This window comes from Salipiger bermudensis, from assembly GCF_017309175.1.
GTDB lineage: Bacteria > Pseudomonadota > Alphaproteobacteria > Rhodobacterales > Rhodobacteraceae > Salipiger > Salipiger bermudensis.
Window position 1 is genome coordinate 71,543 of sequence record NZ_JAEKJV010000006.1, and the last position, 22,557, is coordinate 94,099.

The 22,557-nt window shown below is 67.5% G+C and carries 23 protein-coding genes; 10 read left to right on the forward strand and 13 right to left on the reverse strand.

Annotation, left to right across the window (positions count from 1 at the left end):
- Positions 1-100: 100 nt before the first annotated feature.
- The 4 genes from JF542_RS09725 (at position 101) to JF542_RS09740 (ending at position 4,304) form a co-directional block, all read left to right on the forward strand.
- Positions 101-1,345: an ABC transporter substrate-binding protein gene (locus JF542_RS09725; RefSeq protein ID WP_207075700.1), complete on the forward strand. Its 1,245-nt coding sequence runs from the start codon at positions 101-103 to the stop codon at positions 1,343-1,345.
- A gap of 76 nt (positions 1,346-1,421) precedes the next feature.
- Positions 1,422-2,294 (forward strand): carbohydrate ABC transporter permease, encoded by an 873-nt coding sequence (locus JF542_RS09730; RefSeq protein WP_007794877.1) that lies wholly within the window; start codon positions 1,422-1,424, stop codon positions 2,292-2,294.
- Entirely contained in the window at positions 2,287-3,201 is a 915-nt protein-coding gene (locus JF542_RS09735; protein ID WP_007794878.1) for a carbohydrate ABC transporter permease, read from the forward strand. The genes JF542_RS09730 and JF542_RS09735 overlap by 8 nt, the downstream gene beginning before the upstream one ends.
- Before the next feature lie 5 nt (positions 3,202-3,206).
- Entirely contained in the window at positions 3,207-4,304 is a 1,098-nt protein-coding gene (locus JF542_RS09740) for an ABC transporter ATP-binding protein (protein WP_207075701.1), read from the forward strand.
- Between the two features lie 31 nt (positions 4,305-4,335).
- Here the strand turns inward: JF542_RS09740 and JF542_RS09745 are convergent, their stop codons facing one another.
- A complete protein-coding gene (locus JF542_RS09745) occupies positions 4,336-5,559 on the reverse strand; it encodes a Zn-dependent hydrolase (RefSeq protein ID WP_207075702.1) in 1,224 nt (407 codons plus the stop codon).
- Between the two features lie 191 nt (positions 5,560-5,750).
- Here JF542_RS09745 and JF542_RS09750 point away from each other — a divergent pair, with 191 nt between their 5' ends.
- From JF542_RS09750 to JF542_RS09770, 5 genes are all read left to right on the forward strand, one after another.
- Positions 5,751-6,713, forward strand: a complete 963-nt coding sequence (locus tag JF542_RS09750; RefSeq protein ID WP_207075703.1) for a phosphotransferase family protein — start codon at positions 5,751-5,753, stop codon at positions 6,711-6,713.
- Complete coding sequence (locus JF542_RS09755) at positions 6,710-7,660, forward strand: choline/ethanolamine kinase family protein (protein ID WP_207075704.1); 951 nt, start codon at positions 6,710-6,712, stop codon at positions 7,658-7,660. Before JF542_RS09750 ends, JF542_RS09755 begins: the two co-directional genes overlap by 4 nt.
- Positions 7,661-7,758: 98 nt before the next feature.
- The gene (locus JF542_RS09760; protein WP_007794892.1) at positions 7,759-8,598 is read left to right on the forward strand and encodes a DeoR/GlpR family DNA-binding transcription regulator; all 840 of its coding nucleotides are present in this window, start codon (positions 7,759-7,761) and stop codon (positions 8,596-8,598) included.
- 28 nt (positions 8,599-8,626) lie between these two features.
- Entirely contained in the window at positions 8,627-9,493 is an 867-nt protein-coding gene (locus JF542_RS09765; RefSeq protein ID WP_207075705.1) for a helix-turn-helix domain-containing protein, read from the forward strand.
- Positions 9,490-10,257, forward strand: coding sequence for an HAD-IIA family hydrolase (locus JF542_RS09770; RefSeq protein WP_207075706.1), 768 nt, complete (start codon positions 9,490-9,492; stop codon positions 10,255-10,257). Before JF542_RS09765 ends, JF542_RS09770 begins: the two co-directional genes overlap by 4 nt.
- 13 nt (positions 10,258-10,270) lie before the next feature.
- On the opposite strand, the gene JF542_RS09775 is transcribed toward JF542_RS09770, so the two are convergent.
- Positions 10,271-10,690 carry a MarR family winged helix-turn-helix transcriptional regulator gene (locus JF542_RS09775; RefSeq protein WP_007794900.1) on the reverse strand — a complete coding sequence of 140 codons (420 nt, stop codon included), beginning with the start codon at positions 10,688-10,690 and terminating at the stop codon, positions 10,271-10,273.
- A 132-nt stretch (positions 10,691-10,822) separates the two neighbouring features.
- Complete coding sequence (locus JF542_RS09780) at positions 10,823-11,863, reverse strand: substrate-binding domain-containing protein (protein ID WP_195903840.1); 1,041 nt, start codon at positions 11,861-11,863, stop codon at positions 10,823-10,825.
- 202 nt (positions 11,864-12,065) lie between these two features.
- Here JF542_RS09780 and JF542_RS09785 point away from each other — a divergent pair, with 202 nt between their 5' ends.
- Positions 12,066-13,514, forward strand: a complete 1,449-nt coding sequence (locus JF542_RS09785) for an amidase (RefSeq protein WP_207075707.1) — start codon at positions 12,066-12,068, stop codon at positions 13,512-13,514.
- Here JF542_RS09785 and JF542_RS09790 read toward each other — a convergent pair.
- The 10 genes from JF542_RS09790 to JF542_RS09830 form a co-directional block, all read right to left on the reverse strand.
- Entirely contained in the window at positions 13,504-14,301 is a 798-nt protein-coding gene (locus JF542_RS09790) for an urease accessory protein UreD (RefSeq protein ID WP_207075708.1), read from the reverse strand. The genes JF542_RS09785 and JF542_RS09790 overlap by 11 nt on opposite strands.
- Positions 14,298-14,903: an urease accessory protein UreG gene (ureG, locus tag JF542_RS09795; RefSeq protein ID WP_007794911.1), complete on the reverse strand. Its 606-nt coding sequence runs from the start codon at positions 14,901-14,903 to the stop codon at positions 14,298-14,300. The genes JF542_RS09790 and ureG overlap by 4 nt, the downstream gene beginning before the upstream one ends.
- Entirely contained in the window at positions 14,900-16,603 is a 1,704-nt protein-coding gene (gene ureC / locus JF542_RS09800; protein ID WP_207075709.1) for an urease subunit alpha, read from the reverse strand. Before ureC ends, ureG begins: the two co-directional genes overlap by 4 nt.
- Positions 16,600-17,274 (reverse strand): urease subunit beta, encoded by a 675-nt coding sequence (gene ureB / locus JF542_RS09805; RefSeq protein WP_207075710.1) that lies wholly within the window; start codon positions 17,272-17,274, stop codon positions 16,600-16,602. The genes ureC and ureB overlap by 4 nt, the downstream gene beginning before the upstream one ends.
- A 15-nt stretch (positions 17,275-17,289) precedes the next feature.
- The gene (locus tag JF542_RS09810; protein ID WP_207075711.1) at positions 17,290-17,952 is read right to left on the reverse strand and encodes an urease accessory protein UreF; all 663 of its coding nucleotides are present in this window, start codon (positions 17,950-17,952) and stop codon (positions 17,290-17,292) included.
- A complete protein-coding gene (locus JF542_RS09815) occupies positions 17,949-18,422 on the reverse strand; it encodes an urease accessory protein UreE (RefSeq protein ID WP_007794923.1) in 474 nt (157 codons plus the stop codon). Before JF542_RS09815 ends, JF542_RS09810 begins: the two co-directional genes overlap by 4 nt.
- Before the next feature lie 70 nt (positions 18,423-18,492).
- Positions 18,493-20,007, reverse strand: a complete 1,515-nt coding sequence (locus JF542_RS09820) for an amidase (RefSeq protein ID WP_242533697.1) — start codon at positions 20,005-20,007, stop codon at positions 18,493-18,495.
- A gap of 75 nt (positions 20,008-20,082) precedes the next feature.
- Entirely contained in the window at positions 20,083-20,796 is a 714-nt protein-coding gene (locus JF542_RS24400; protein WP_242533698.1) for an ABC transporter ATP-binding protein, read from the reverse strand.
- Positions 20,780-21,514: an ABC transporter ATP-binding protein gene (locus tag JF542_RS09825; protein ID WP_007794932.1), complete on the reverse strand. Its 735-nt coding sequence runs from the start codon at positions 21,512-21,514 to the stop codon at positions 20,780-20,782. Before JF542_RS09825 ends, JF542_RS24400 begins: the two co-directional genes overlap by 17 nt.
- Entirely contained in the window at positions 21,511-22,551 is a 1,041-nt protein-coding gene (locus tag JF542_RS09830; protein ID WP_207075712.1) for an ABC transporter permease subunit, read from the reverse strand. The genes JF542_RS09825 and JF542_RS09830 overlap by 4 nt, the downstream gene beginning before the upstream one ends.
- Positions 22,552-22,557 lie beyond the last annotated feature (6 nt).

Sequence of the window (22,557 nt, forward strand, 5' to 3'; positions counted from 1 at the left end):
CGCAAACAGCCCGGGCAATACTCTTGCGCGAGTCAGGCACCGAGGCGCAAAATTGCGTCGGAGCTGCCGGACCGGCAGTCTAGTTTGGGAGGACTACACCATGAAATATACCACTCTGGCCGCGATTTCGTCGCTGGCCCTCTCCGTCGCGACCATCGGTCATGCCGAGCCTCAGGCCGAGGTGCTGCACTGGTGGACCTCGGGCGGCGAAGCCAAGGCGGTCGGCGTCCTGCAGGAAGAATTCGCCGAGAACGGCGGCAGCTGGACCGACATGCCGGTCGCAGGCGGCGGCGGCGACGCGGCGATGACCGCGCTGCGCGCCCGCGTGCTCTCGGGCAATGCGCCCACAGCCGTGCAGCTCAAGGGCCCGGCGATTCAGGAATGGTACGAGGAAGGCGTTCTGGCCGACATCTCGTCCGTCGCCGAGGCCGAGGGCTGGGCCGACATCCTGCCCGCCTCGATCGCCGGGCACATGAAGTGCGAGGACACCTGGTGCGCCGCGCCGGTCAACGTGCACCGGGTCGACTGGATCTGGGCCAACGCCGACGTGCTCGAATCCAACGGCATCGAGATGCCGACCACCTGGGACGAGTTCAACGCCGCCGCCGAGAAGCTTCAGGAAGCCGGTGTGATCCCGCTCGCCCATGGCGGCCAGGCCTGGCAGGACGCCACCGTGTTCGAGACCGTGGTCCTTGGCCTCGGCGGGCCGGAGTTCTTCCAGAAGGCGCTGGTCGATCTCGACCCGGAAGCGCTGACCTCGGACACCATGAAGGCCTCGTTCGACCAGATGCGCACCCTGCGCGGCTATGTCGACGACAACTTCTCGGGCCGCGACTGGAACCTCGCCACCGCGATGGTGATGAACGGCGAAGCCGCGTTCCAGATCATGGGCGACTGGGCCAAGGGTGAATTCCTCGCCGCCGGCAAGGTGCCGGGCGAAGACTTCCTCTGCGCCTCCACCCCCGGTGACGGCTACCTCTACAACGTCGACAGCTTCGCGATGTTCAACGTCGATGGCGACGACAAGAAGGCCGGCCAGGACCTGCTTGCCAAGCTGATCGTCGGGCCGAACTTCCAGAAGGTGTTCAACATGAACAAGGGCTCGATCCCGGTGCGGACCGACGTCGCCCTCGACGAGTTCGACATGTGCGCGCAGAAGTCGTCCGAGGACATGACGGCCGCATCCGACAGCGGCGCGCTTCTCCCCTCCTATGCCCATGGCATGGCGCTGCGCGGCGCTCAGGCCGGTGCGATCACCGACGTGGTGACGGCGCATTTCAACTCGGACATGTCCTCTGACGAGGCGGTCCAGATGCTTGCCGACGCGGTCGCCAACTCGATGTAATCCGGGCCCGGCCCGACACCAGACCAAGACCCGTCCCGCCCCGTATCCCGGGGCGGGGCATTCAGGGGAGGATATCATGGCCAAGTGGTTCGAAACCCATTTGCCAAAGATCGTGCTGGCGCCCAGCTTCATCGCGATCCTGATCTTCGTTTACGGCTTCATCGCATGGACCGCATGGGTCTCGCTGACCCGCTCGCGCCTGCTGCCGAGATACGAGATCGAAGGCTTCATCCAGTACGACCGCCTGTTCGCTTCGCCGCGTTGGGACACGGCGATGAACAACCTCTACATCTTCGGCGCGCTGTTCATCGGCGTGTCGATGATCCTCGGGCTGATCCTCGCGATCCTGCTCGACCAGCAGATCCGCGTCGAAGGGGCGATCCGCACCATCTATCTTTACCCGATGGCGCTCTCGATGATCGTCACCGGCACGGCGTGGAAATGGATCCTCAACCCGGGCCTCGGGCTCGAGGCGATGGTCAAGGGCTGGGGCTACGAGAATTTCACCTTCGACTGGCTGGTTAACCCGGACATGGCGATCTACACCGTGGTGCTGGCGGCGATCTGGCAAAGCTCGGGCTTCGTCATGGCGCTGTTCCTCGCCGGGCTGCGCTCGGTCGATACCGAGATCATCCGCGCGGCGCAGATCGACGGCATCCCCACCTGGCGCGTCTATGTCTCGATCATCATCCCCTCGATGGCGCCGATCTTTCTGTCGGCCTTCATCGTGCTCGCCCACCTCGCCATCAAGGCCTTCGACCTCGTCATCGCCCTGACCGGCGGCGGACCGGGCTACGCCACAGACCTTCCCGCCACCTACATGTACGCGATGGCCTTCTCGCGCGGTGACATCGGCCAGGCCGCGGCCTCGGCGATGATCATGATGCTCGTCGTCTTCGCCATCGTGGTTCCCTATCTTTATTCCGAACTGAGGGCGCGCAATGACTGACGTCTCCGCAACCCCCGCCCCCGCCGCCACCTCCGAGCGCCCTCGTGGCCGCTCCTTCGGCAAGATCGCCCTGCGCTGGCTGCTCTACATCGTGCTCGGCCTGTTCGCGCTCTACTACCTCATGCCGCTCTTCGTGATGCTGACCACCTCGCTCAAGAGCCTCGAGGAGATCCGCACCGGCGACCTGCTGTCGCTGCCGCGCGAGCTGACCTTCGACGCCTGGCGCACCGCCTGGTCGGAGGCCTGTACCGGCATCCAGTGCGAAGGCGTGAAGCCGTATTTCTGGAACTCGGTGATGCTCGCCGTTCCGGCGGTGCTGATCTCGACGCTCTTGGGCGCGATGAACGGCTACGTGATCGCGCAGTGGCGCTTCCCCGGTGCCAACATCATCTTCGCACTGATGCTGTTCGGCTGCTTCATCCCGTTCCAGGTGGTGCTGCTTCCGATGGCGCGGATGCTTGGCCTCATGGGCATCGCAGGCACCATCCCGGGGCTGATCTTCGTGCACGTGATCTACGGGCTCGGCTTCACCACGCTGTTTTTCCGCAACTACTACGTCACCATCCCGGTCGAACTGGTGAAAGCGGCCAAGGTGGATGGCGCGGGCTTCGTGCGGATCTTCTTCGCGATCTTCCTGCCGCTCAGCATCCCGATCATCGTGGTGAGCGTGATCTGGCAGTTCACCCAGATCTGGAACGACTTCCTGTTCGGCGTGTCGTTCAGCCAGGCCGGCACCCAGCCGGTGACCGTCGCGCTCAACAACATCGTCAACTCGACCACCGGCGTGAAGGAATACAACGTCGACATGGCCGCCGCGATCATCGCCGCCCTGCCGACCCTCCTCGTCTACATCGTCGCCGGCAAGTACTTCATCCGCGGTCTGACCGCCGGCTCCGTCAAAGGATGACCCCCATGGCCCCGATCCTCGAAATCAACAATCTCTACAAGAACTACGGCGCGACCGAGGTGCTCAAGGACATCAACGTCTCGATCGACAAGGGCGAGTTCCTCGTGCTGGTCGGCCCCTCGGGCTGCGGCAAGTCCACGCTGCTGAACTGCATCGCGGGTCTCGAGCCGATCTCGGGCGGCACGCTCCGGATCGACGGGCACGACATGACCCATGTCTCGCCCAAGGACCGCGACATCGCCATGGTGTTCCAGTCCTACGCGCTCTACCCGACGATGAGCGTGGCCAAGAACATCACCTTCGGCATGAAGGTGCGCGGCGTCGATCCCGAGACCCAGAAGAGCAAGCTTGCCGAGGTCGCCCGACAGCTGCAGATCGAGCCCTTCCTGAACCGCCGCCCCGGCCAGCTCTCGGGCGGCCAGCGGCAGCGGGTCGCCATGGGCCGGGCGCTGGTGCGCGATCCCAAGCTGTTCCTCTTCGACGAGCCGCTGTCGAACCTCGACGCCAAGCTGCGGGTCGAGATGCGCACCGAGATCAAGACCCTGCACCACAAGCTCGGCGCCTCGATGGTCTACGTCACCCACGACCAGATCGAGGCGATGACGTTGGCAACCAAGATCGTCGTCATGAAGGGCGGCATCATCCAGCAGATCGGCTCGCCCTCTGAGATCTACAACCGCCCCGCCAACCTCTTCGTGGCGGATTTCATGGGGTCGCCGGCGATGAACCTGATCCCGGCAAAGACCCAGACTGGCAGCGGCGGCACGATGATCGAGATCCAGCGCCCGGATCTCGAGCCGATCCGGCTCACCGATCCGCGCGCCCAGGGCCTGCCCGAGGACATCATCCTCGGCCTGCGTCCCGAGGACATCTCGGAGCCTGGCTTCCGGGTGGGCGAGCTGGTGCAGGAAGCGCCCTGCAAGGTCGAGATCGTCGAGCCCGCGGGCGCCGACACCTACGTGCAGACCCGGCTCGGCGGCAAGCCCCTGACCGCGCGCCTGCATTCCGAGACCGAGGCGGCGCCGGGCACGGTGCACAACCTCGCCTTCGACCTCGCCAAGGTGTCGTATTTCGAGCCAGAAAGCGGCAAGCGCATCAACTGATCCCCGGGCGGGGCCGCCTGCGCGGCCCTGCTCACCCCTGTTCCGAGATCATCCTCTGCAGCAGCGCCTTCACCACCGCGCAGCCATTGGCGAGATCCTCGGGATGGGTCAGCTCTGCCTCGTTGTGGCTAAGCCCGTTTACGCTCGGCACGAAGACAAGGTTGCTCGGCATCATCGCCGCCAGCGCCAGCGCATCATGGCCGGTGATCGTCATCATCGGCACCGCCCTCACGCCAAGCTCCGCACAGGCCTCGAGCGTCATCGCCACGCCCACCGGGTCGAGCGAGGTTCCCGGACGGGCCTCGTCGGTAAAGGTCTCGATACCGATGCCCATCGCCTCCACATGCGGCCGGATCGCCGCGAGGAAGCGGTCTCCGACCGCCGTGCAGATCTGCTGAGCCGGGTTGCGCATCTCGAAATAGACCGTGACGCGGGAGGCCACCACGTTGGGGCTGTCGGGCTCGGCCACGATCTTGGCCGCCGACCAGTGCAGCTCGACATGCTGGGCCTCGGCCTCCATCAGCCGGTGAAACTCGGTGATTGCCCAGGCGGCAGCGCGCATGGCGTCGCGGCGCTGGTGCATCGCGGTCGGGCCGGTATGGCTCGGCTCCCCGACGAAGCTCAGCGTCAGCTTGCGCACCCCCCATGAGGCGGTGACCGCACCGATCTGCACGTCCGTCGCCTCGAGATGCCCGCCCTGCTCCACGTGGAGCTCGAGGTTGCGCACCGGCCGCAGCGGAAACGGCGCCTCGCCGAGGTAACCGATCCGGGCCAGCGCCTCGCCCATCGTCGTGCCGAGCCGGTCGGACAGCCCCAGAGCGAAGCCCGCATCGTACTTGCCGGTGAAGACCGAGCTTCCGGTGAGGCTCGGCTGGAAGCGCGCCCCCTCCTCGTTGGTCCAGTTCACCACCGTCAGGTTATGCGCCGCCGGACCGCCCTCGGCATGGATCTCGGAGGCCGCGACCAGCGCAGACAGCACGCCGAGCGCGCCATCGAAGCGTCCGCCGGTGGGCTGGCTGTCGAGATGCGAGCCGGCGAGCACCGTGGCGTCGGAGTCTGGCGCGGTCGGGAAGGTAGCGAACATGTTGCCCACCGGGTCCACGTGCAGCCGAGCGCCGCGCGCCTCGGCAATCTCGGCGAACAGGCGCCGCGCGGCGCCGTCCTCGTCGCTGCCGGTCAGGCGGCGGACGCCGCCGCCGGGCGTGGCGCCGATCTCGGCGAAGCGGTCGAGCAGGGAAAGCAGGTCTTGGGACATGCGGGCGGTCCTTGGCAGTCGGGATCTGGTCCCGGCACCCTGCCCGCGGCAACCGCCCCGCGACAGGGGCAGGCGCCCGCCTGCGCCAGAGAGGCAAGAACCAGTGGACAGGCGGGCAAGCCGGCCCCGGTTCGGCGAGCGACAGCGCCCGGCGGCCTGTGTCACGATGCCCGCACAACCGCGGAGCAGACATGGACCAGACCTCAGACATACTCGCCCTTCTGCGCCGGCTGCCCGGCTGGGAGGACCGCCCGGTCGAGATCGAGCCGGCGATCGCCGTGCTCGCCTCGCCCTCGTGGCGCGGCGTCGACGGCGCCCCCTTCATCGCGCGCGACACCGAAACCGGCGACAGCGTCTTCGTCAAGCGCCTGCACGAGGACACGAGCTTCTACATAGACCCGGTTCAGGCCTTCGCCGCCGCCAAGCAGGCCGGCGATGTCGGCGTCGGGCCGAGGGTCCTGCTCAGCGATCCCGCCGCGCGCGTCCTGATCACCGAGCATCTTGGCGAGGGCTGGCGCGTGGCCGGGCTGGAGCATGCCGCCGACCCGGACTTTGTCGACCGCGTGCTCGAGGCCCGCGCGCGCTTTTCGCAGGCCGCGTCGCTCGCCCCGCGCGCCGATGCATTCGCCGAGATCGAGAGCCTTCACACCCGGCTGGTCTCGGAGGGCGCGGCGACGCCTCCCGACATGGGCTGGCTCTGCGACACCCTGATGCTCGCCGCCGAGCGCGCCACCGGCACGGACGAGGCTCCGGTGGCGATCCACGGTGACGGCAACCTGTCGAACGTGCTGTTCCACAGCTCCGGCGAGATCCGGCTGGTGGATTTCGACCGCGCCGGCATGGCCAGCCCCTGCGAGGAAATCGGCACCGCCCTGGTCGAGATGTGCGCCTTCGAGGCCGGCGCCCGCGCCGCCTTTCTGCGCTGCGCCGCCAAGGCCTGGAACCTGCCGGCCGAAGATGAGGTGTTCGACCGCGTGCGGCTCTACGGCATTGCCGATGACCTGCGATGGGCAATGATCGCCATGCTGATGGCGCATCTCTCGCCGCGTCGGATCGAGCACGAGTTCTACAAGTTCGGCCTGTGGCGCCATGTCCGCGCCCGAGCCTCGCTCCGCGACCCCCGCTTCGGCGAGAAACTGAGGATCTGCGCATGATCGTGAAACGCCGCATGGGCGAGGCCCGCAGCAAGGATGAACAGAACGCCGAGACCGCCATTGCCATGGTGCCCGGCTGGCGCGGCCGCGAAGGCGAGATCAGCTACGGCATGATGGTGGGCGGCCTCAACAACCGCAACTGGCGCATCGAGGTCGCCAACGATGACCGCGACTACTTCCTCAAGATCCCCGGCGACGGCACCGAGATCTTCATCAACCGCGCCACCTCCTACGAGGCGGCGGTGCACGCGCACGGGTTGGGCATCGCGCCAGAAGTGATCTTTCACGACCCCACCACCGGCACCGAGGTGCACGAGTTCCTCGACAACCACGTGACCTGCACCACCGCGGACTTCGCCCGGCCCGAGGTGCGCGAGCAGGTCATCCGGCTGTTCCGAACCCTGCATTCCGGCCCGGTGCTGAGCCAGGTGAAGACCATTTTCGACCTGATCGACGAGCATCTCGAGCAGGCGCGCGAGCTTGGCTCCTCGATGCCCGAGGACCTGCCATGGCTGCTGCACCACTACGAGAAGATCCGCGCCGTCTTCGAGGCCTCGGGGATGGATCTGGTGACCTGCTACAACGATCCGATGCCGGGCAATTTCCTGTTCGCCCCGGACGGAGCCCTGAAGCTCATCGACTACGAGTTCGCCTCGGCCAACGAGCGCAGCTACGACATCGGTGTCTTCGCCTGCGAGATGTTTCTCGAGGAGGACGAGACCGACGCGCTGATCGAGACCTATTTCGGTACCGTGACGCCGCAGATGCAGGCCCGCGTCTCGCTCTGCCGGGTTCTGGCAGACATGAAGTGGGGCAGCTGGGCGGTGGTGAACCGGATGCTCACCGACTGGGATTTCGACTTCCAGAAATACGGCCTTTGGAAATACATGCGCGGCCGCGCCATGATGCAGGACCCGCGCTTCGACACCTGGCTGCGGCAGGTCTGAGCCCCCTCCATGCACAGCATTTGAGCAGGCGCCTCCGGGCGCCTGTCTTATTCTCGACAGTTTGTTTGAATTTTCAAACTTCAAATTGAAGAGTTAATTTGTCGCTTCGCGCGGCACCGGATTTCAATCACGACCGCGAGATGCTCGAAAAACCGCCCCCTCCCACCTTGCGACGCGCGCGCGTCCACCGGCAGGACCGCATTCTGACCGAACTACAGGCCCAGCCGATGCTGCGCGCCTCGGAACTGGCGCAGATGCTCGACGTCTCGCACGAGACCATCCGCCGCGATCTTATCGATCTCGACCGCCGCGGCCTGCTGCGCCGCACCTATGGCGGCGCCGAACGGCCGCTGCGCTTCGAGGCGCCGGTGGCCGAGCGCCAGATCATGAATGTCGAGGCGCGCGACCGCATTGCCGCCGAAGCGGCCGCGATGATCGCGCCGAAACAGGTGGTGATGATCGGCAGCGGCTCCACCGTCTGGCACGCGGCGCGGCACATCGCCTCCGGCTGCCAGCACGTCACCGCGATCACCAACGACCATCATGTCGCCGCCGCGCTCTGCGACGGGCCGACCCTGCAGATCATCTCGCTCGGCGGGCGCCTGCATGCCACCGAACGCTACACGTGGGGCCCTCAGGCCATCGAGGAGCTGTCACGCTACCGGGCCAACTGGGCGATCATCGGCGCCTCGGGTCTCGACGTGCTCGGCGTGCACGACATCGACGACCACGCCGCCGGGATCTACCGGCGCATGGTGCGCCAGTCGGTGCGGGTCGCCATCGTCGCCGACAGCACGAAATTCGACGTCCCGGCGCTGGCCCGCATCGCCAACTGGTCCGAGATCGACCTCCTCATCACCGACGCCGCCCCCAAGGGGCCGCTGGCCGCCGCGCTGGCCGCAAACGACGTCGACGTTGTCCACCCGCAGGCCTCCTGAGCGCCCGCCCCGTCCGAGGAACCCTCCCATGTCCATCCAGCAGACCGGCCTGTCCCTGCCGCCCGAGAGCCGCATGGCGCTCGGCCCGATCGAAATCCTGCGCCAGGGACAGGGGCTGTCGCGCCACATCAACGGCGAGACCCCGGTGGCCGCGCCCGGATACGACCTGATCTTTCCCGCCCATGGCAGCCTCTCCTTCTGCCAGGCCGGGCTGACCGGAGAGGTAGGCCCGGGAGGCTACGTGCTGCTGCGCAGCGACCGGTTCTACGAGCTGCGTGCGCAAGGCGACCTGTCGCAATGGCGGGTCCGGCTCCCGGCGGCTGCGCTTGAGGATCGGCTGGTCGCGGTCGACACCCATGTGGGCGGTCGCTTTGCCCCGCACCCCCAGATGGCTGCACTCGTGGCGCGCACGCTCTCGGCCACCCTCCAGGTGTTTCGTCAGAGCCCCGCCCCGCGCCCCGAGGCGCTGGCCGGAGAACTCGTGGCGCTGATCGCGCTGATGATCGGCAGCGAGGGCGAGCAGGAGGGCAATCTCGGTCGCACAGGGCGCAACCGCACGCGGCAGCGCATCGTCGCGCATATCGAGCGCCATCTGGGCGACCCGGGCCTTGCGCCGGAAGGCATCGCCCGCGCCATGGGCGTGTCGCGCAGCTACCTCTACGCGCTCTTCGCCGAAGGTAATGAGACCGTCGCCGGCTTCATCCGCACCCGCCGCCTGCAGGCCGCCTACGAGATGCTGCTTGCCGACAGTCGCGGCGGGCTGGCGATCTCGGAAGTCGCCTATCGCACGGGCTTCAAGAGTGTGTCGCATTTCTCGCGCAGCTTCTCGCGCCACTTCCAGGCCACGCCGCGCAGCGTGCGCGCCGGGCAGCACGCGAAAGGAGCGCAGGCATGAGCGCCCCGATCCGCGCCATCATCTCCGATCTCGACGGCGTCGTCTGGCGCGGCGAGGAGCCGATCCCCGAGGCGGTCGATACGCTGCGCGCCTGGAGCGGCCGCGGTGTGCCGCTGGCCTTCGTCACCAACAACTCCGCCCACTCCGCCGAGGATTTCGCCGGCATCCTCAACCGGCTCGGCATTGCCGTCGCGCCGAGCCACGTCATCACCCCCATCGAGGCGCTGAAGAACCTCCTGCGCGAGCGCCACGCCGGCGCCCGGGTCTACGTGATCGGCGGCGCGGCGCTGGCCCTCGCGGTGGCCGAGGCCGGCGGCACCGTGGTGCAAGACGCGCAGGCGGATCTGGTGGTGCTCGGCACCGATTACGAGCTGAGCTACACCAAGCTGCGCTGCGCCACCAATGCGCTGCTCAACGGCGCGACGCTGATCGCCACCAATCCCGACCTGCTGTCGCCGGTCGAGGACGGGTTCGAGCCCTGTGTCGGCGCGCTCGTGGCGCTGTTCACTGCGGCGGTGCCCGGCACGACGCCGGTCATCCTCGGCAAGCCGCAACCGGCGCTGCTCGAGGCGGCAATGACGCTGCTTGGCGCGCAGCGCGACGAGACGGTGATGATCGGGGATCAGGTCTCGACGGACATCCGGGCCGCTGCGGCGGCAGGCATCCGCGGCTTCCGCATCACCACCAACCCGCGCCACGTGGCGCAGGCCGACGATCCGCTGCACGAGGTGATCGACCGGCTGGCCGAGATCCGGCCGGTCTGAGCGGCGGTCGGGATCAGGTCCCGAGCCCGAAGAGGATGCGGCGCACGTCCTTGAGCTCGCCCTCGCCGAGGGTCTCGGCGATGTGTTTCTCGTGGTCGTCGCCAATACCCTCGAGCTGGCGGCAGATCGCGACGCCGCTGGCCGAGAGCGCCACCCGCACCTTGCGGCGATCCTTCTCGTCCGGCACCCGGAACACGAGGTTGTCGCGCACCATGCGGTCGATGATCTTGGTCAGGGTCGCGGGCTCGACCAGGACCCGCTCGGCAAGCCGGCCCATCGGCAGCGGCCCCTCTTCCTCGAGCGACTTCAGAACGCGGTACTGTTCGATGGCGATGCCGTTCGACTGCAGGCGCTTGGAAAGGTCTTCCTCGATCAGCCGGTTCGCGCGCGCGATCAGGTAGCCGAGCTGCTCGGTAAACTTGGGATCTGCCATGGTACCTCCTCGCGCACCCGCGCTGTCACTGAGTATAGCGGTGCGATTAGAGAAAGCCACAACATTTGAAAATACAAATACCCCGACGCCAAGGGTGCCGGTTGCAAGCTTGCCACGCTTTTTGCGCCGCGCTCAGGCCTGAAAGGCCCTCCGCACGACAAAATCGACGCCCTCGGCTTCGGCCAGCCGGACACGGGCGTCGGCATCGCTGCGCCCGATCATCTGGTAAGCCCTGTCGCGCGACAGGCGCGGACGCAGGAAATGCGCCATCTGGCAGCCATCGACCCGCCCGACCTGCTGCGCCAGCGCCGCGACCAGGTAGATCGCATCGTAGCACTGCACCGAGTTCGCGGTCATCGTCGGGCGCTGCCCCGAGTAGCAGGCGTCGTATTTTTCGGCCAGCGCATCGCGGTCGTTGCCGCGGCTGGTGTCGAAATAGGACTGCGCCGCGAACAGGTTCTCGGACGCGCCATCGGCCAGTGCCAGAAGCTGGGTCTCGTCGAAGGCGAGGTTGAGCCGCACCATGCGCCGGCTGAACCCGGCCTCGGCGAAGGCGCGGTTGAAGCAGACCGAGTCCTCGCCCAGCATGGCGATCACCACCACGTCGGGGCGGGCCTGCCGGATCTGTGCCAGCGTCGCCTCGTAGTCGCGCTGACCGAAGGGCATCAGGGCCTGCCCGACAAAGGTTCCGCCGGCGTTGCGGATCGCCTCATCTGTGGTGCCGTGGGCAACGCGGGGCCAGATGTAGTCGTTGCCGACGAAAAAGAAGCGGCGGGCATGGCGGTGGGTCGCCATCCATTCGAGGCTCGGGTTCAGCACCTCGGAATCGGTGATCCCGAGCTGCGCGGTGCCGGGCCCGCAGAAGCCGCCCTCATAATGCGGGGTGTAGATGTAGGGCGCGAGGCCAGCCAGCCCGCGGCGCACCGCGGGGCGAAGATCGCTCGACTGGAGGCCGATTACCGCGTCGACATTCTCTTCAAGCGCCAGCCGCCGCGCGGCGGCGAAGGCGCTCGCCTGGGTGTCGCCGGAATCGATCTCGACCAGTTCGATCTCCTCGCCGAGCACGCCGCCCGAGGCGTTGAGCTCTGCTGCCGCGAGGAAGGCCGCGCCCTGGCACCCGAGAGTCCAGAGACCGGCAAGGCCGTGATGGGAGAGGATCAAGCCGACTTTCATATGGAATCGGTAGCGCAGGTTGTGACTCCCCACAAAGGATGTGGAACTCGCGCTCTGCCCCAAGCGGCATATGCACATCTCTTAATCACATTTTCGGACCGGGGCTCCATAAATTTGACGCTTCCGATCTCCCACAGCGCATCATTTGCAAATTAGTTATTTTCCATTTCTAGTAATTATGACGCAACCAGAGAGATGTTCCATGAACGCACATTCCAAGGTCGCAGACCTGTCGACCCGAGACATTCCCGATCTGTCGCTGATGGAGACCAGCGCCCTGATCGCCAGCGGTCAGGCCACTCCGCTCGAGGTCACGCAGGCCGTGCTCTCGCGCATCGACGAGGTCGAGGACAAGATCACCGCCTATATCACCGTGACACGCGACCGCGCACTCGAGCAGGCCGAGATCGCCACCAAGGAGCGCGCCGCAGGGCTCGACCGTGGCCCGCTGCACGGCATTCCCTTTGCCCTCAAGGATCTTTGCGAAACCGATTTCGCCCCCACTTCCGCCGGGCTGGACCTGCTGCGCGACAACGAGACCGGGCGCAACGCCACGGTGACAGAGCGGCTCGAGCAGGCGGGCTGTATCACCATGGGCAAGCTCGGCATGACCGAGGGCGCCTATTCCGGCCACAACGACAAGATGTCGGTGCCGAAGAACCCGTGGAACCCCAAGTGCTGGGCCGGATCGTCCTCGTCGGGCTCTGGCGCCTCGGTCGCGGCCGGCCTGTGCTTCGGCGCCACCGGCTCGGACACCGGCGGCTCGATCCGCTTTCCCTCGGGCAGCTGCGGCATCACCGGCATGAAGGGCACCTGGGGCCGGGTCAGCCGGCACGGCGTCTTCGCGTTGGCCGACAGTCTCGACCATGTCGGGCCGATGGCGCGCAGCGCCGAGGATTGCGCCGCGATCCTGACGGCGATCGCCGGGGCCGACGCCAACGACCCCACCGCACTGCTGGCCGAGGTGCCCGACTACCTCGCCGCCTGCACAGGGCCGATCCGCGGCCTGCGCATCGGGCTCGACCGCGCCACGGTGATCGACGCCGCCGCCCCGGAGACCGCCCAGGTGCTGAACGAGGCCATCGCGGTGTTCGAGTCGCTCGGCGCCGAGATCGTGCCGATCTCGTTCCCATGGCCCACCGAGGCGGTCGACCAGTGGACGGTGCTCTGCGCCATCGAGGTGGCGCTGGCGCATCAGGGCCGCTTCCCCGAGCAGCGCGACGGCTACGCCCCGCACCTCACCGAACTGCTGGATTATGGCCTGACGCTCTCGGCCAAGGACGTGGGCGCGGCGATGCAGTGGCGGCTGGTCTATAACGGCTCGGTGGCGCGCGCGATGCACGGCGTCGACATGGTGCTGTTCCCGATCACCGGGGCGCCGATGCCCGAGCTCGACAACGTTTACGGCGCCCCCACCGCGGGCAAGGGCGAGAACCTCGGCGACATGCTGAAATTCACCGCCCCCGCGGATTTCACCGGCTTCCCGTCGCTGACCCTGCCCGGCGGGTTCGACAGCCGCGGCGCGCCGATCGGCTTCCAGCTCATGGGGCCGGCGCTGACCGAGGCCACGCTGTTCAAGGCCGGCGCGGCGTTCCAGCGGGTCACCGACTGGCACACGCTCCGCCCCGACCTCGCGCCCTTCAAGGCCTGAGACGCTCGCGAACATGGCGGAAGGCGCGGTCGAGCGCGCCTCCCGTCCGGGCGGCGATGCGGAGCACCAGCCCCGCGCCGCCCCGCGCCGCGCCACAGGCCGCGTAGCAGTCGCGCAGCGCCATCGCCCCCTCGGGGAACGCCTGCCTCAGCGCCCCATGATCCGCGCCCAACATGGTCACCGTCCCGAAGGCTGCCGCCCCGCCGGGCAGCGCGCGGATGCCGGCCAGATCGGCCTCGGAGACCCTCTGGCGGTCACGCAGCAGCACCCGGCCGCCGGGCGCCGTCACCTGAAGATCCGAAAGCCACCAGCCGCCCGCGTCCCCGGCCTCAGGAGACTGCCGGCACATGCCGTCGAACAGCACCGCCGTGGCGCCGGGCGCCAGTGTCAGGTCGATACGCTGCGCCATGCGCGCTCCGGTCATCAGAACGTTGGGATCCTGAAGGTGGCGCAGCACCGCACCCTCGCCGGCCATAAGCTCCCAGTCCGAGCGCGCCACGCGTGGGCGCTTGCGGTCGGCATGGACGAGCAGCGCCCCGGCGCTGATCAAGTCGACCTTCGCCCCGGCCTGCGCCTCGATACGGTGCCGCCAGCGGTCCCCCGGCAGCAGCGCCGCCCCGGCGCATTGCGGCAGCACCGTGAGCGGGCCATCACGCCCCGCCCGGCGATAGCCGCGCGGCAGCGACCACGGCCATTCGACGTGGCGCTCGAGCAGCGCCGTTCCGCCATCTCGCGCCAGCCCGCAGACCAGCGCGACCTGCGGAGCCTCGCCCGGACCGTCCTTCACTTGAACAGCACCTCGCGGCGCAGGTGGCCGACCACCTCGGCCACGCCCTCACCCTTGCGGCAGACGGTGGGCAGCACCGCACCGCCACCGCGCACCTCGGTCGCCTCGGCCAGCATCTTCGGGAAATCGACGCCAACATGCGGCGCGAGATCGGCCTTGTTGATCACCAGCAGGTTGGCCTGCAGGATCCCCGGCCCCTTCTTGCGTGGAATATCGTCGCCGCCCGCCACGTCGATCACGAACATCCAGAAATCCACCAGGTCAGGCGAGAAGGTGGAGGCGAGGTTGTCGCCCCCTGATTCCAGCAGGATCAGGTCAAGCCCCGGAAACTCGGCCTCGAGCCGGTCGGCGGCGGCCATGTTGAGCGTCGGGTCCTCTCGGATCACCGTGTGCGGACAGGCGCCCGCCTGCACCGCGCGCACCCGCTCGGGCGGCAATTGCCCGCCCTTGCGCAGACGCTCGGCGTCCTCGTCGGTGACCAGATCGTTGGTGATCACCGCGGTGTCGATGCCGGCCTCGGCCAGCTCGCGCAGCATCGCCTCGATCAGTGCCGTCTTGCCCGAACCCACCGGCCCGCCAATCCCTACCCGTGCCGCGGTCATCGCAGGAAATACCGTCTTGCAAGCGGCACCTCTCGGGCCGGCTCCGCCACCATCGGCACCCCGTCCGCCTCGACCTCGAACGTCTGCGGATCGACGGTAATCTTCGGCAGAGCGGTGTTGCGGATCATGTCGCGCTTTGTCAGGGCCCGGACCGAGCGGATCTGGACGAAAGGTTTCTGCACCCCGAGCGCCGCCTCGGTCCCGGCCTCGATGGCGAGCCCGGAGACGAAGGTCACGCCCAGCTTGTGCTTGGCGGTGCCGAGCGCGCCCCACATTGGCCGGTGCACCTGCGGTTGGGCACCGGGGAAACTGCCGTTGCCGTCGCCCATCGTCGCCCAGACGATGGTGCCCGACTTGATCACCGTAGAGGGTTTGGCGCCAAAGGAGGCGAATGGCCAAAGAACGATGTCGGCCATCTTGCCCGGTGCGATGCTGCCGACCTCGTGGTCGATGCCGGCGGCGATGGCCGGGTTGATGGTGTACTTGGCAATGTATCTCAGGATGCGCTCGTTGTCGGCGCGGGCCGTGGTCTCCTCGGGCAGGCGTCCGACCCGGTCCTTCATCACCGAGGCCAGCTGCCAGCACTTGGCGATGTTCTCGGCCAGGCGGCCCATGCCCTGCGTGTCGGTTGCGAAGATCGAGATAGCCCCCATGTCGTGCAGCAGGTCTTCGGCGGCCATCGATTGCGGCCGGATTCGGGCCTCGGCAAAGGCCACGTCCTCGAGCAGGTCGAAGCTCATCATGTGGGCGAGCATGGTCATCGGCACCCCCTCTTCGAGCGCCGGGAGCGTGTAGGGGTTGGTGGGGTTGGTCGAACTTGGCAGCACGTTCTCGTAGCCGTTGACCACGAGGATGTCGGGCGCGTGACCGCCGCCGGCACCTTCGGTGTGATACATGTGGATGCCACGGCCCGCGATGGCCTCCATCGTGGTCTCGTAGAAGCCGAACTCGTTGATCGTGTCGGTGTGGAGATGGACCGAGAAATCCGCCGCGTCCGCCGCGATCAGCGAGCCGTCCAGCACCGCCGGGGAGGCGCCAAAATCCTCGTGGATCTTCACCCCCAGCGCGCCGCCCGCGACGCTCTCGGCGACCGCCTCCGGGTTGGAGTTGCCGCGCCCGAGGAAGCCGAAATTGAGCGGAAACTCGTCCGCCGCCTGGATCAGCCTGCCAAGCACGTTCGGCCCCGAGCAGGAGACGTCGAAATTCGGCCCCGGAGACATGCCGATCATCGTGGTGGTGCCGCCCGCGAGCGCGTGCCAGCTCTGCTGCGGCGACAGGAAATGCGCGTGCGCCTCGATGGCGCCTGCGGTGACGAAATGGTTGTCGCCATGCACCGTGGTGGTGTTGGGCCCGGTCACCAGATCCGGGTCGACCCCCTCCATTATGTCCGGGTTGCCGGCCTTGCCGACGCCAACGATGCGCCCGTCGCGGATGCCGATATCGCCCTTCACGATGCCCAGCTCGGCGTCGATGATCACCGCGTTCAGGATCACCATGTCGAGCGCGCCGTTGGCCTGCGTGCCGGTGGTGCAGAAGCCCTCGCCATCGCGCATGATCTTGCCCGCACCGGCGGTCAGCTCGTCGCCATAATGGGCGTGATCGCGCTCGATCTCGGCCAGCAGAGAGGTATCGCCAAGCCGCACCATGTCGCCTGCCGTCGGCCCGTAGAGCCGGGCATAGGCGTCCCGCGTCAGTTTCATGCGCTGTATCCTTTTGCCTTGGCCCGCGTCATCGCCGCCTCGAGACCGCCTTCGACCGGGCCCTCGGTGAGGCCGGCAAAGCCATGCACCACGCGCTTGCCGCCGAAGGGGACAAGCACGACCTCCTTCTCGATGCCGGGATCGAAGCGCTCGCCACCGCCCGAGGGCCGGTCGAGCCGCATGCCGAAGGCCGCCTCCCGGTCGAAGGAGAGCGCCTTGTTGACCTCGAAGAAATGCGCGTGGCTGCGGATCTGAATGGTCCGGTCACCGGTGTTGAGCACGCTGATCGTGCAGTGCTCGCGGCCCGCGTTGAGCTCGATCTCGCCCTGCGCGGGGATCACCTCGCCGGGCACGATCTCGTCGCCTTCGGGCGCAATCGGGTCGAAGACGGTGATCAGCTTGGTGCCCTCGGCCATCGACACCTCGACCGAGAAGGTCCGCAGCAGGTGCGCCACGCCGGGCTCGACCTGATCGGCACTGAGCACGGTCGCGGCGTGGCTGACGATCTGCGAATGGGTCAGGCCCTGCCGCGCCACGGTCAGCAGCTCGTCGGCGATCAGCGCCACTGCCTCGGGATGGGCGAGGCGGATGCCCATCGACAGGTAGCGCCGGGCCAGCTCGGCGGCGGTGAAGATGGTCAGCCGCTCCAGTTCGGTCGGGGTCAGGTGCATCTGGGCCGTCCCTGTTCAGTTGATGAAAAGCCGGCCGTCGCGCGGCCGCATGAGGGCGATGTCCGACAGCGGCATGAAGCCCGAGGGCAGCGCGTCGTCATCCGGGATGTCGGCAGAGAGCTCGGCCAGCAGCGGCGCCAGCGCCAGCAGGTCGCGCTGGGTGGCGATGGCGCCCGACACGCCGAGCCGCACGGCGGCGGAGAACGCGCCGCGCGCCATGCCATAGGCCGAGGTCATCAGCGCGGTGGGCAGGTCGAGCCCGCAGGCGCGCAGAAAGTCGCCATGCACGACCGGGAAATGCCCGGTGCCGGCGCGCTCGGCCTCGGTCGCGCCGGGATCGAGGGCGATGCGCACCGCGCGGGCCGAGGCAAAGAGCGCCTCACCGGCCTGCACGCTGTCGCGGCGCAGGCGTTCGACGGGCATCATGGTGTCGATGGTCTCGCACCACGCGGCGAGCGCCGCGCCGGAAAGGCGATGGCCGCCCGCCAGCGCCACGCGGTCGAAGCCGTGCCAGCGGGTGCGCAGCTCGGTCGCCACCCAGTCGCAGAGGCTGTGACGGTCGACCTGCCCGTCTGCCAGCGCGCTCTCCAGCCCCCAGGAGAAGGCGAAAACACCGGAGGGGAAGCCGCTGTCGGCCAGCTGCATCGCGCGGATCACGGGAAGGCTCTCGGCGCTCATTCCGCCCCGGCGATCTCGAAACGGGCCAGCCCCGCGAGGTCGCGCAGCCGGTCGCGGTAGCGTTCTTCGGGGCCGTCGAGCACAACGTCCATCCAGCCCGCGCCGAACACCACCTTCCAATGCAGGTTGCCGCACCAGTGGCCCAGGCGCATGGCGTCGTCGATCGTCTCGGGGATCAGCCGCATCCGGGCGGCGCCGTCGATGCGGGCCACGATGGCCAGCCCGCCGTCGTGGAACAACACCGCGCCATCTGTGAGCGACTGGCCGCGCGGCAGCGCAATGGCGCAGTCGCGGCCGCGGTCGGTGGTCACGCGCATCCGCTTGCGGGCTGCGTCGGCCTCGGGGATGGAGACGAATTCCAGCCCGCCCTCGTGCTCGAGCGCGTGCAGTCTGTCGTGCCAGCGCGGCTCCGAGGCGGCGCCCAGAATCGCTTCAAGCATCAGCGGCATAGAGAGGGGATGCTCGGTCATGCGCGGTCCCTTTCGAGGAAAAGGCCCGCCCCCGCGGATGCGGGGACAGGCGAGGTCACGGGGAAAGAGCTTACCAACCGGTCCAGTCGCCGGATTTCTCGAACGCGTCGCCCAGCGTGTAGAGCGTGGCCTCATCCCACATCTTGCCCACCAGCATCATGCCGACCGGCAGGTCTCCGACCTTGCCGCAGGGCACCGACAGCGCCGGGTGATGGGTGATGTCGAACGGCGCAGTGTTCGGCAGCATCTCGAAGGCGCGCTGCACGATCTCTTCGCGGCTGGCATCCGGGCCGGGGATCGGGGACGCAACGATCGGCACGGTCGGCATCAGGACGGCGTCGTAATCGGCCAGCACCGCGTCATAGGCCGCGCGCAGCGTCTTCACGATGTTGAACGCCTTGCCGTAGAAGCGCTTGCCGTACTGGTCGTCGGCGAACTGCGCGAACAGCATCCCCAGCTTCAGGGTCTCGGACAGCTCGTCGGCGCGCTCGCGCCAGCCGCGGTGGAAATCCATGAAGCTGGTCACGTAGAGGTCGGGCCGCGAGGTGCCGTAGCCGTCGCCCAGCATCATCGTCTGGGTCAGGCCCTGAAGGCCGATCGGGGTCCAGATGTCGAGGCCGTCGAGATGCATCGGGATCGACACCTCCTCGACGAGCACGCCCAGCTCTTCGAGTTTCTTGGCCGCGGCACGCACCTTCTCGTCGACCTCGGTCTCGGATTGCGGATGGCCGAAGCCCTCCTTGAGCAGCGCGACCTTCATGCCCTTGACCGGTTTGCCCAGCGCCTCGGTGTAGTCCGACACGCTGACATCGATCTGGCGGCTGTCATAGCCATCGGGGCCGGCCAGCACTTCGAGCATCAGTGCGTTGTCTGCAACGCTCGAGGTGATCGGGCCGGCGTGGTCGATGGTGATCTCGATCGGCACGATGCCGGTATAGGGCACCAGCCCGTGGGTCGGCTTCATCCCGACGGTGCCGCAGAACGCCGAGGGCATGCGGATCGAGCCGCCCTGATCGCCGCCGATGGCCAGATCGACCTCGCCCTTGGCGACCAGCGCCGCCGAGCCCGAGGACGAGCCGCCTGCCGACTTTGTCGGGTCGTTGGGGTTGCAGACCGGGCCCAACGCCGAGGTGTGCGAGCCGCCGGACATGCAGAAACACTCGCAATGCGCCTTGCCGAGAATGGTCGCTCCTGCGTCGAGCAGCCGGGTGACGATGGTGGCGTCGACATTGGGCACGTAGCCCTCCAGCGTCGAGGAGCCGTTCATCATCTGCACGCCGGCGAGCATGACGTTGTCCTTAAGCGCCACGGTCTTGCCCTTGAGCTTGCCCTCGGGCGCCCCCTCGACGGTGGATTTCACGTACCACGCGTTGAGCTCGTTCTCTTCCTTCGGAGGCTGCACGCCCATGCTGCGCGGGTAGCCCACCTCGGGCAGCGGATCGACCATCAGGTCGACCTTGTTGTAGGCATCGACATAGCCCTGCATCAGGCCCTGGAAGGATTTCACGTCGGCGGGAGACAACGAAAAGCCCATCCGCGCCGCGACTTCGGCCAATTGTTCCTCGTTCGGAAGTTTCACAGACATCCGTTCAGTCCTTGTCATGATGTATCGGGTTAGCGTGGCACCCGGCCCGTCAGCGGGCCGGGGCCGGAACCGGGATCAGGCGGTGAAGCCCATGAAGGCGCTGACCGCGCCCGCGTCGGTGAGTTCCTCGCGCGGGATCTCCTTCTCGAGCACCCCGTTCGAGATCGCGTAGACGCGGTTCGACAGGCCGGTAATGAAATCGAGGTTCTGCTCCACCAGCACGATGGTGATGTCGATCTGCCTGGTCAGCCCGGCGAGCGTCTCGGAGATCTCGTCGATGATCGACGGCTGGATGCCCTCGGTCGGCTCGTCGAGCAGCATCAGCTTGGGGTGGCGCGCAAGGCAGCGGGCCAGAGCCAGAAGCTGCTGTTCACCGCCCGACAGCGCGCCGCCGCGCCGGTCGAGCAGGCGCTTGAGGCGCGGGAAGAGCTCGAGCATCTCGTCGGTGGTGCGGGCGACCTCGGCCTTGTTGCCGGGGATCGCCACGTGCAGGTTCTCTTCCACGCTGAGATTGGGGAAGATCTGCCGGCCCTGCGGCACCAGCCCGATGCCCTGCTTGGCGCGGGCATTGACCGCGGCGCCGAGGATCGACTTGTCCTCGAACAGGATATCGCCGCCGGTCACCTTCACGTAGCCCATCATCGAGCGCATCAGCGTGGTCTTGCCCATGCCGTTATGCCCGAGGATGCCGACCACCTCGCCGCGATTGGCGTGAAAGTCGACGCGATGCAGCGCCGGCACCAGCCCGTAGGCCGCCGACAGCCCTTTGACCTCAAGCAGCTGCGACATTGGCCTGTTTCCCCAGATAGATTTCCTGGACCTCGCGGTCCTGCATGATGTCGTCGATCATCGCCTCACGGAAGATGGCGCCGCGGTTGAACACGGTGACGAACTTGGCGATCTGGCGGATGAAGGCCATGTCGTGCTCGACCACCACCACCGCGGCGCTGCGGGCGCTTTCCAGCACCAGCTGCGCCAGCCGGTCGCGCTCGTCCCCGGTCATGCCGGCGGCGGGCTCGTCGAGCAGGATCAGCTTGGGCTCGCCCGCCAGCACCATCGCCAGCTCGACCAGCTGGCGCTGGCCATGGCTCAGCAGGCCGACCTCGCGCTTGGCGAGATGGGTGATGCCGCAGCGCTCGAGCGTGGTGTGGGTCAGCTCCCTGGCCATCGGCGCGAGGTGCTTGCGCCGGGCCGACAGGCGGACGTTCTCGTAGGCCGAGATGCCGTCGAACACGTTCGGCACCTGCGTCTTGATGCCGACCCCGAGATTGACGATCTGGTGCGTCAGCGCCCCGGTCACGTCCTGCCCGGCGAAGGTGATCTTGCCCTCTGTCGGCGTGAGCTGGCCGGTGAGGCACTTGAAGAAGGTGGACTTGCCCGCCCCGTTCGGCCCCAGCAGGCAGCGCAGTTCGCCATCGCGGAGGTTGAAGTCGACATTGTCCACCGCCGTGACACCGCCGAAGCGCATGGTCAGGCCGCGGGTGGTGAGGATGTGTTCGGTCGTCATTCCTTCACCACCTTTCCCGGGATCGCCTGCCCGTGGTTGCGCTTCCACAGGATGTAACCGCCAAGCAGCAGCGACCGGGCGGTCGGCACGATGCCCTTGGGCAGCGCCAGCACCAGCACCATCATGATCGCGCCCAGCACGGCGATCGAGTTCACCACATCGACTGTGCCGAGCTGCAGCGTCAGCCATTGCAGCAGAATGCAGCCGATGATCGGGCCGACCAACGTACCGACGCCCCCGGCCATGACCCAGACCAGCGCCTTGGCCGACATCTCCATCGAGACCGAGTTCGGGTCGATGAAGGCCTGGTAGGTGGCCCACATGGCACCGGCGATGCCGGCAATGCCGCCGCCGATGGCGAAGACGATGACCTTGTGCTTGCGCACGTCGTAGCCCAGCAGCGACGACCGGGTCTCGTTCTCGCGGATGCTGATCGAGACGCGGCCGAAATCCGAGGCGATGAGGAAGCGCAGCGCCACGTAGATCACCAGCAGGAAGCCCATGAAGACCTGGAACATTTGGCCCGGGTCGAGCCAGGCCGAGGGGTCTCCGGGCACGTGCAGCGTCGGGATCGAGGGAATGCCGTTGAAGCCGCCGAGGCGCGCGCTGCCGATCGAGTACTCGGGGCCGGCGGTGTGGTTGATCAGCTTCCAGAAGATCAGCGCCACCACCAGCGTCACCACGCCGAGATAGACGTCCGAGAGGCGCCCGTAGAACATGAAGTAGCCCAGCGCGGCGCCGAACAGGGTGGGAATGACGAAGGCCAGCACCATCGGGATCGTGGTGCTGCCCATGTTGATCGAGGCCACCGCGAAGGTATAGGCGCCGAGGCCGAAGAAGGCGGCCTGACCGAAGCTCAGGATGCCTCCGAAACCCCAGATGTAGCCCAGCGACAGGGCGAAGACCGAGAGCACCACGTACTGGGTGATCTGCATGATGGTGAAGAGATCCAGCATCACCGGGGCGATGAACATCACGGCAAGGCCGATGGCCACCATGACGTAGAAGCCGGGATCTCGGGTGACGGGTTTTTCCATGATCCG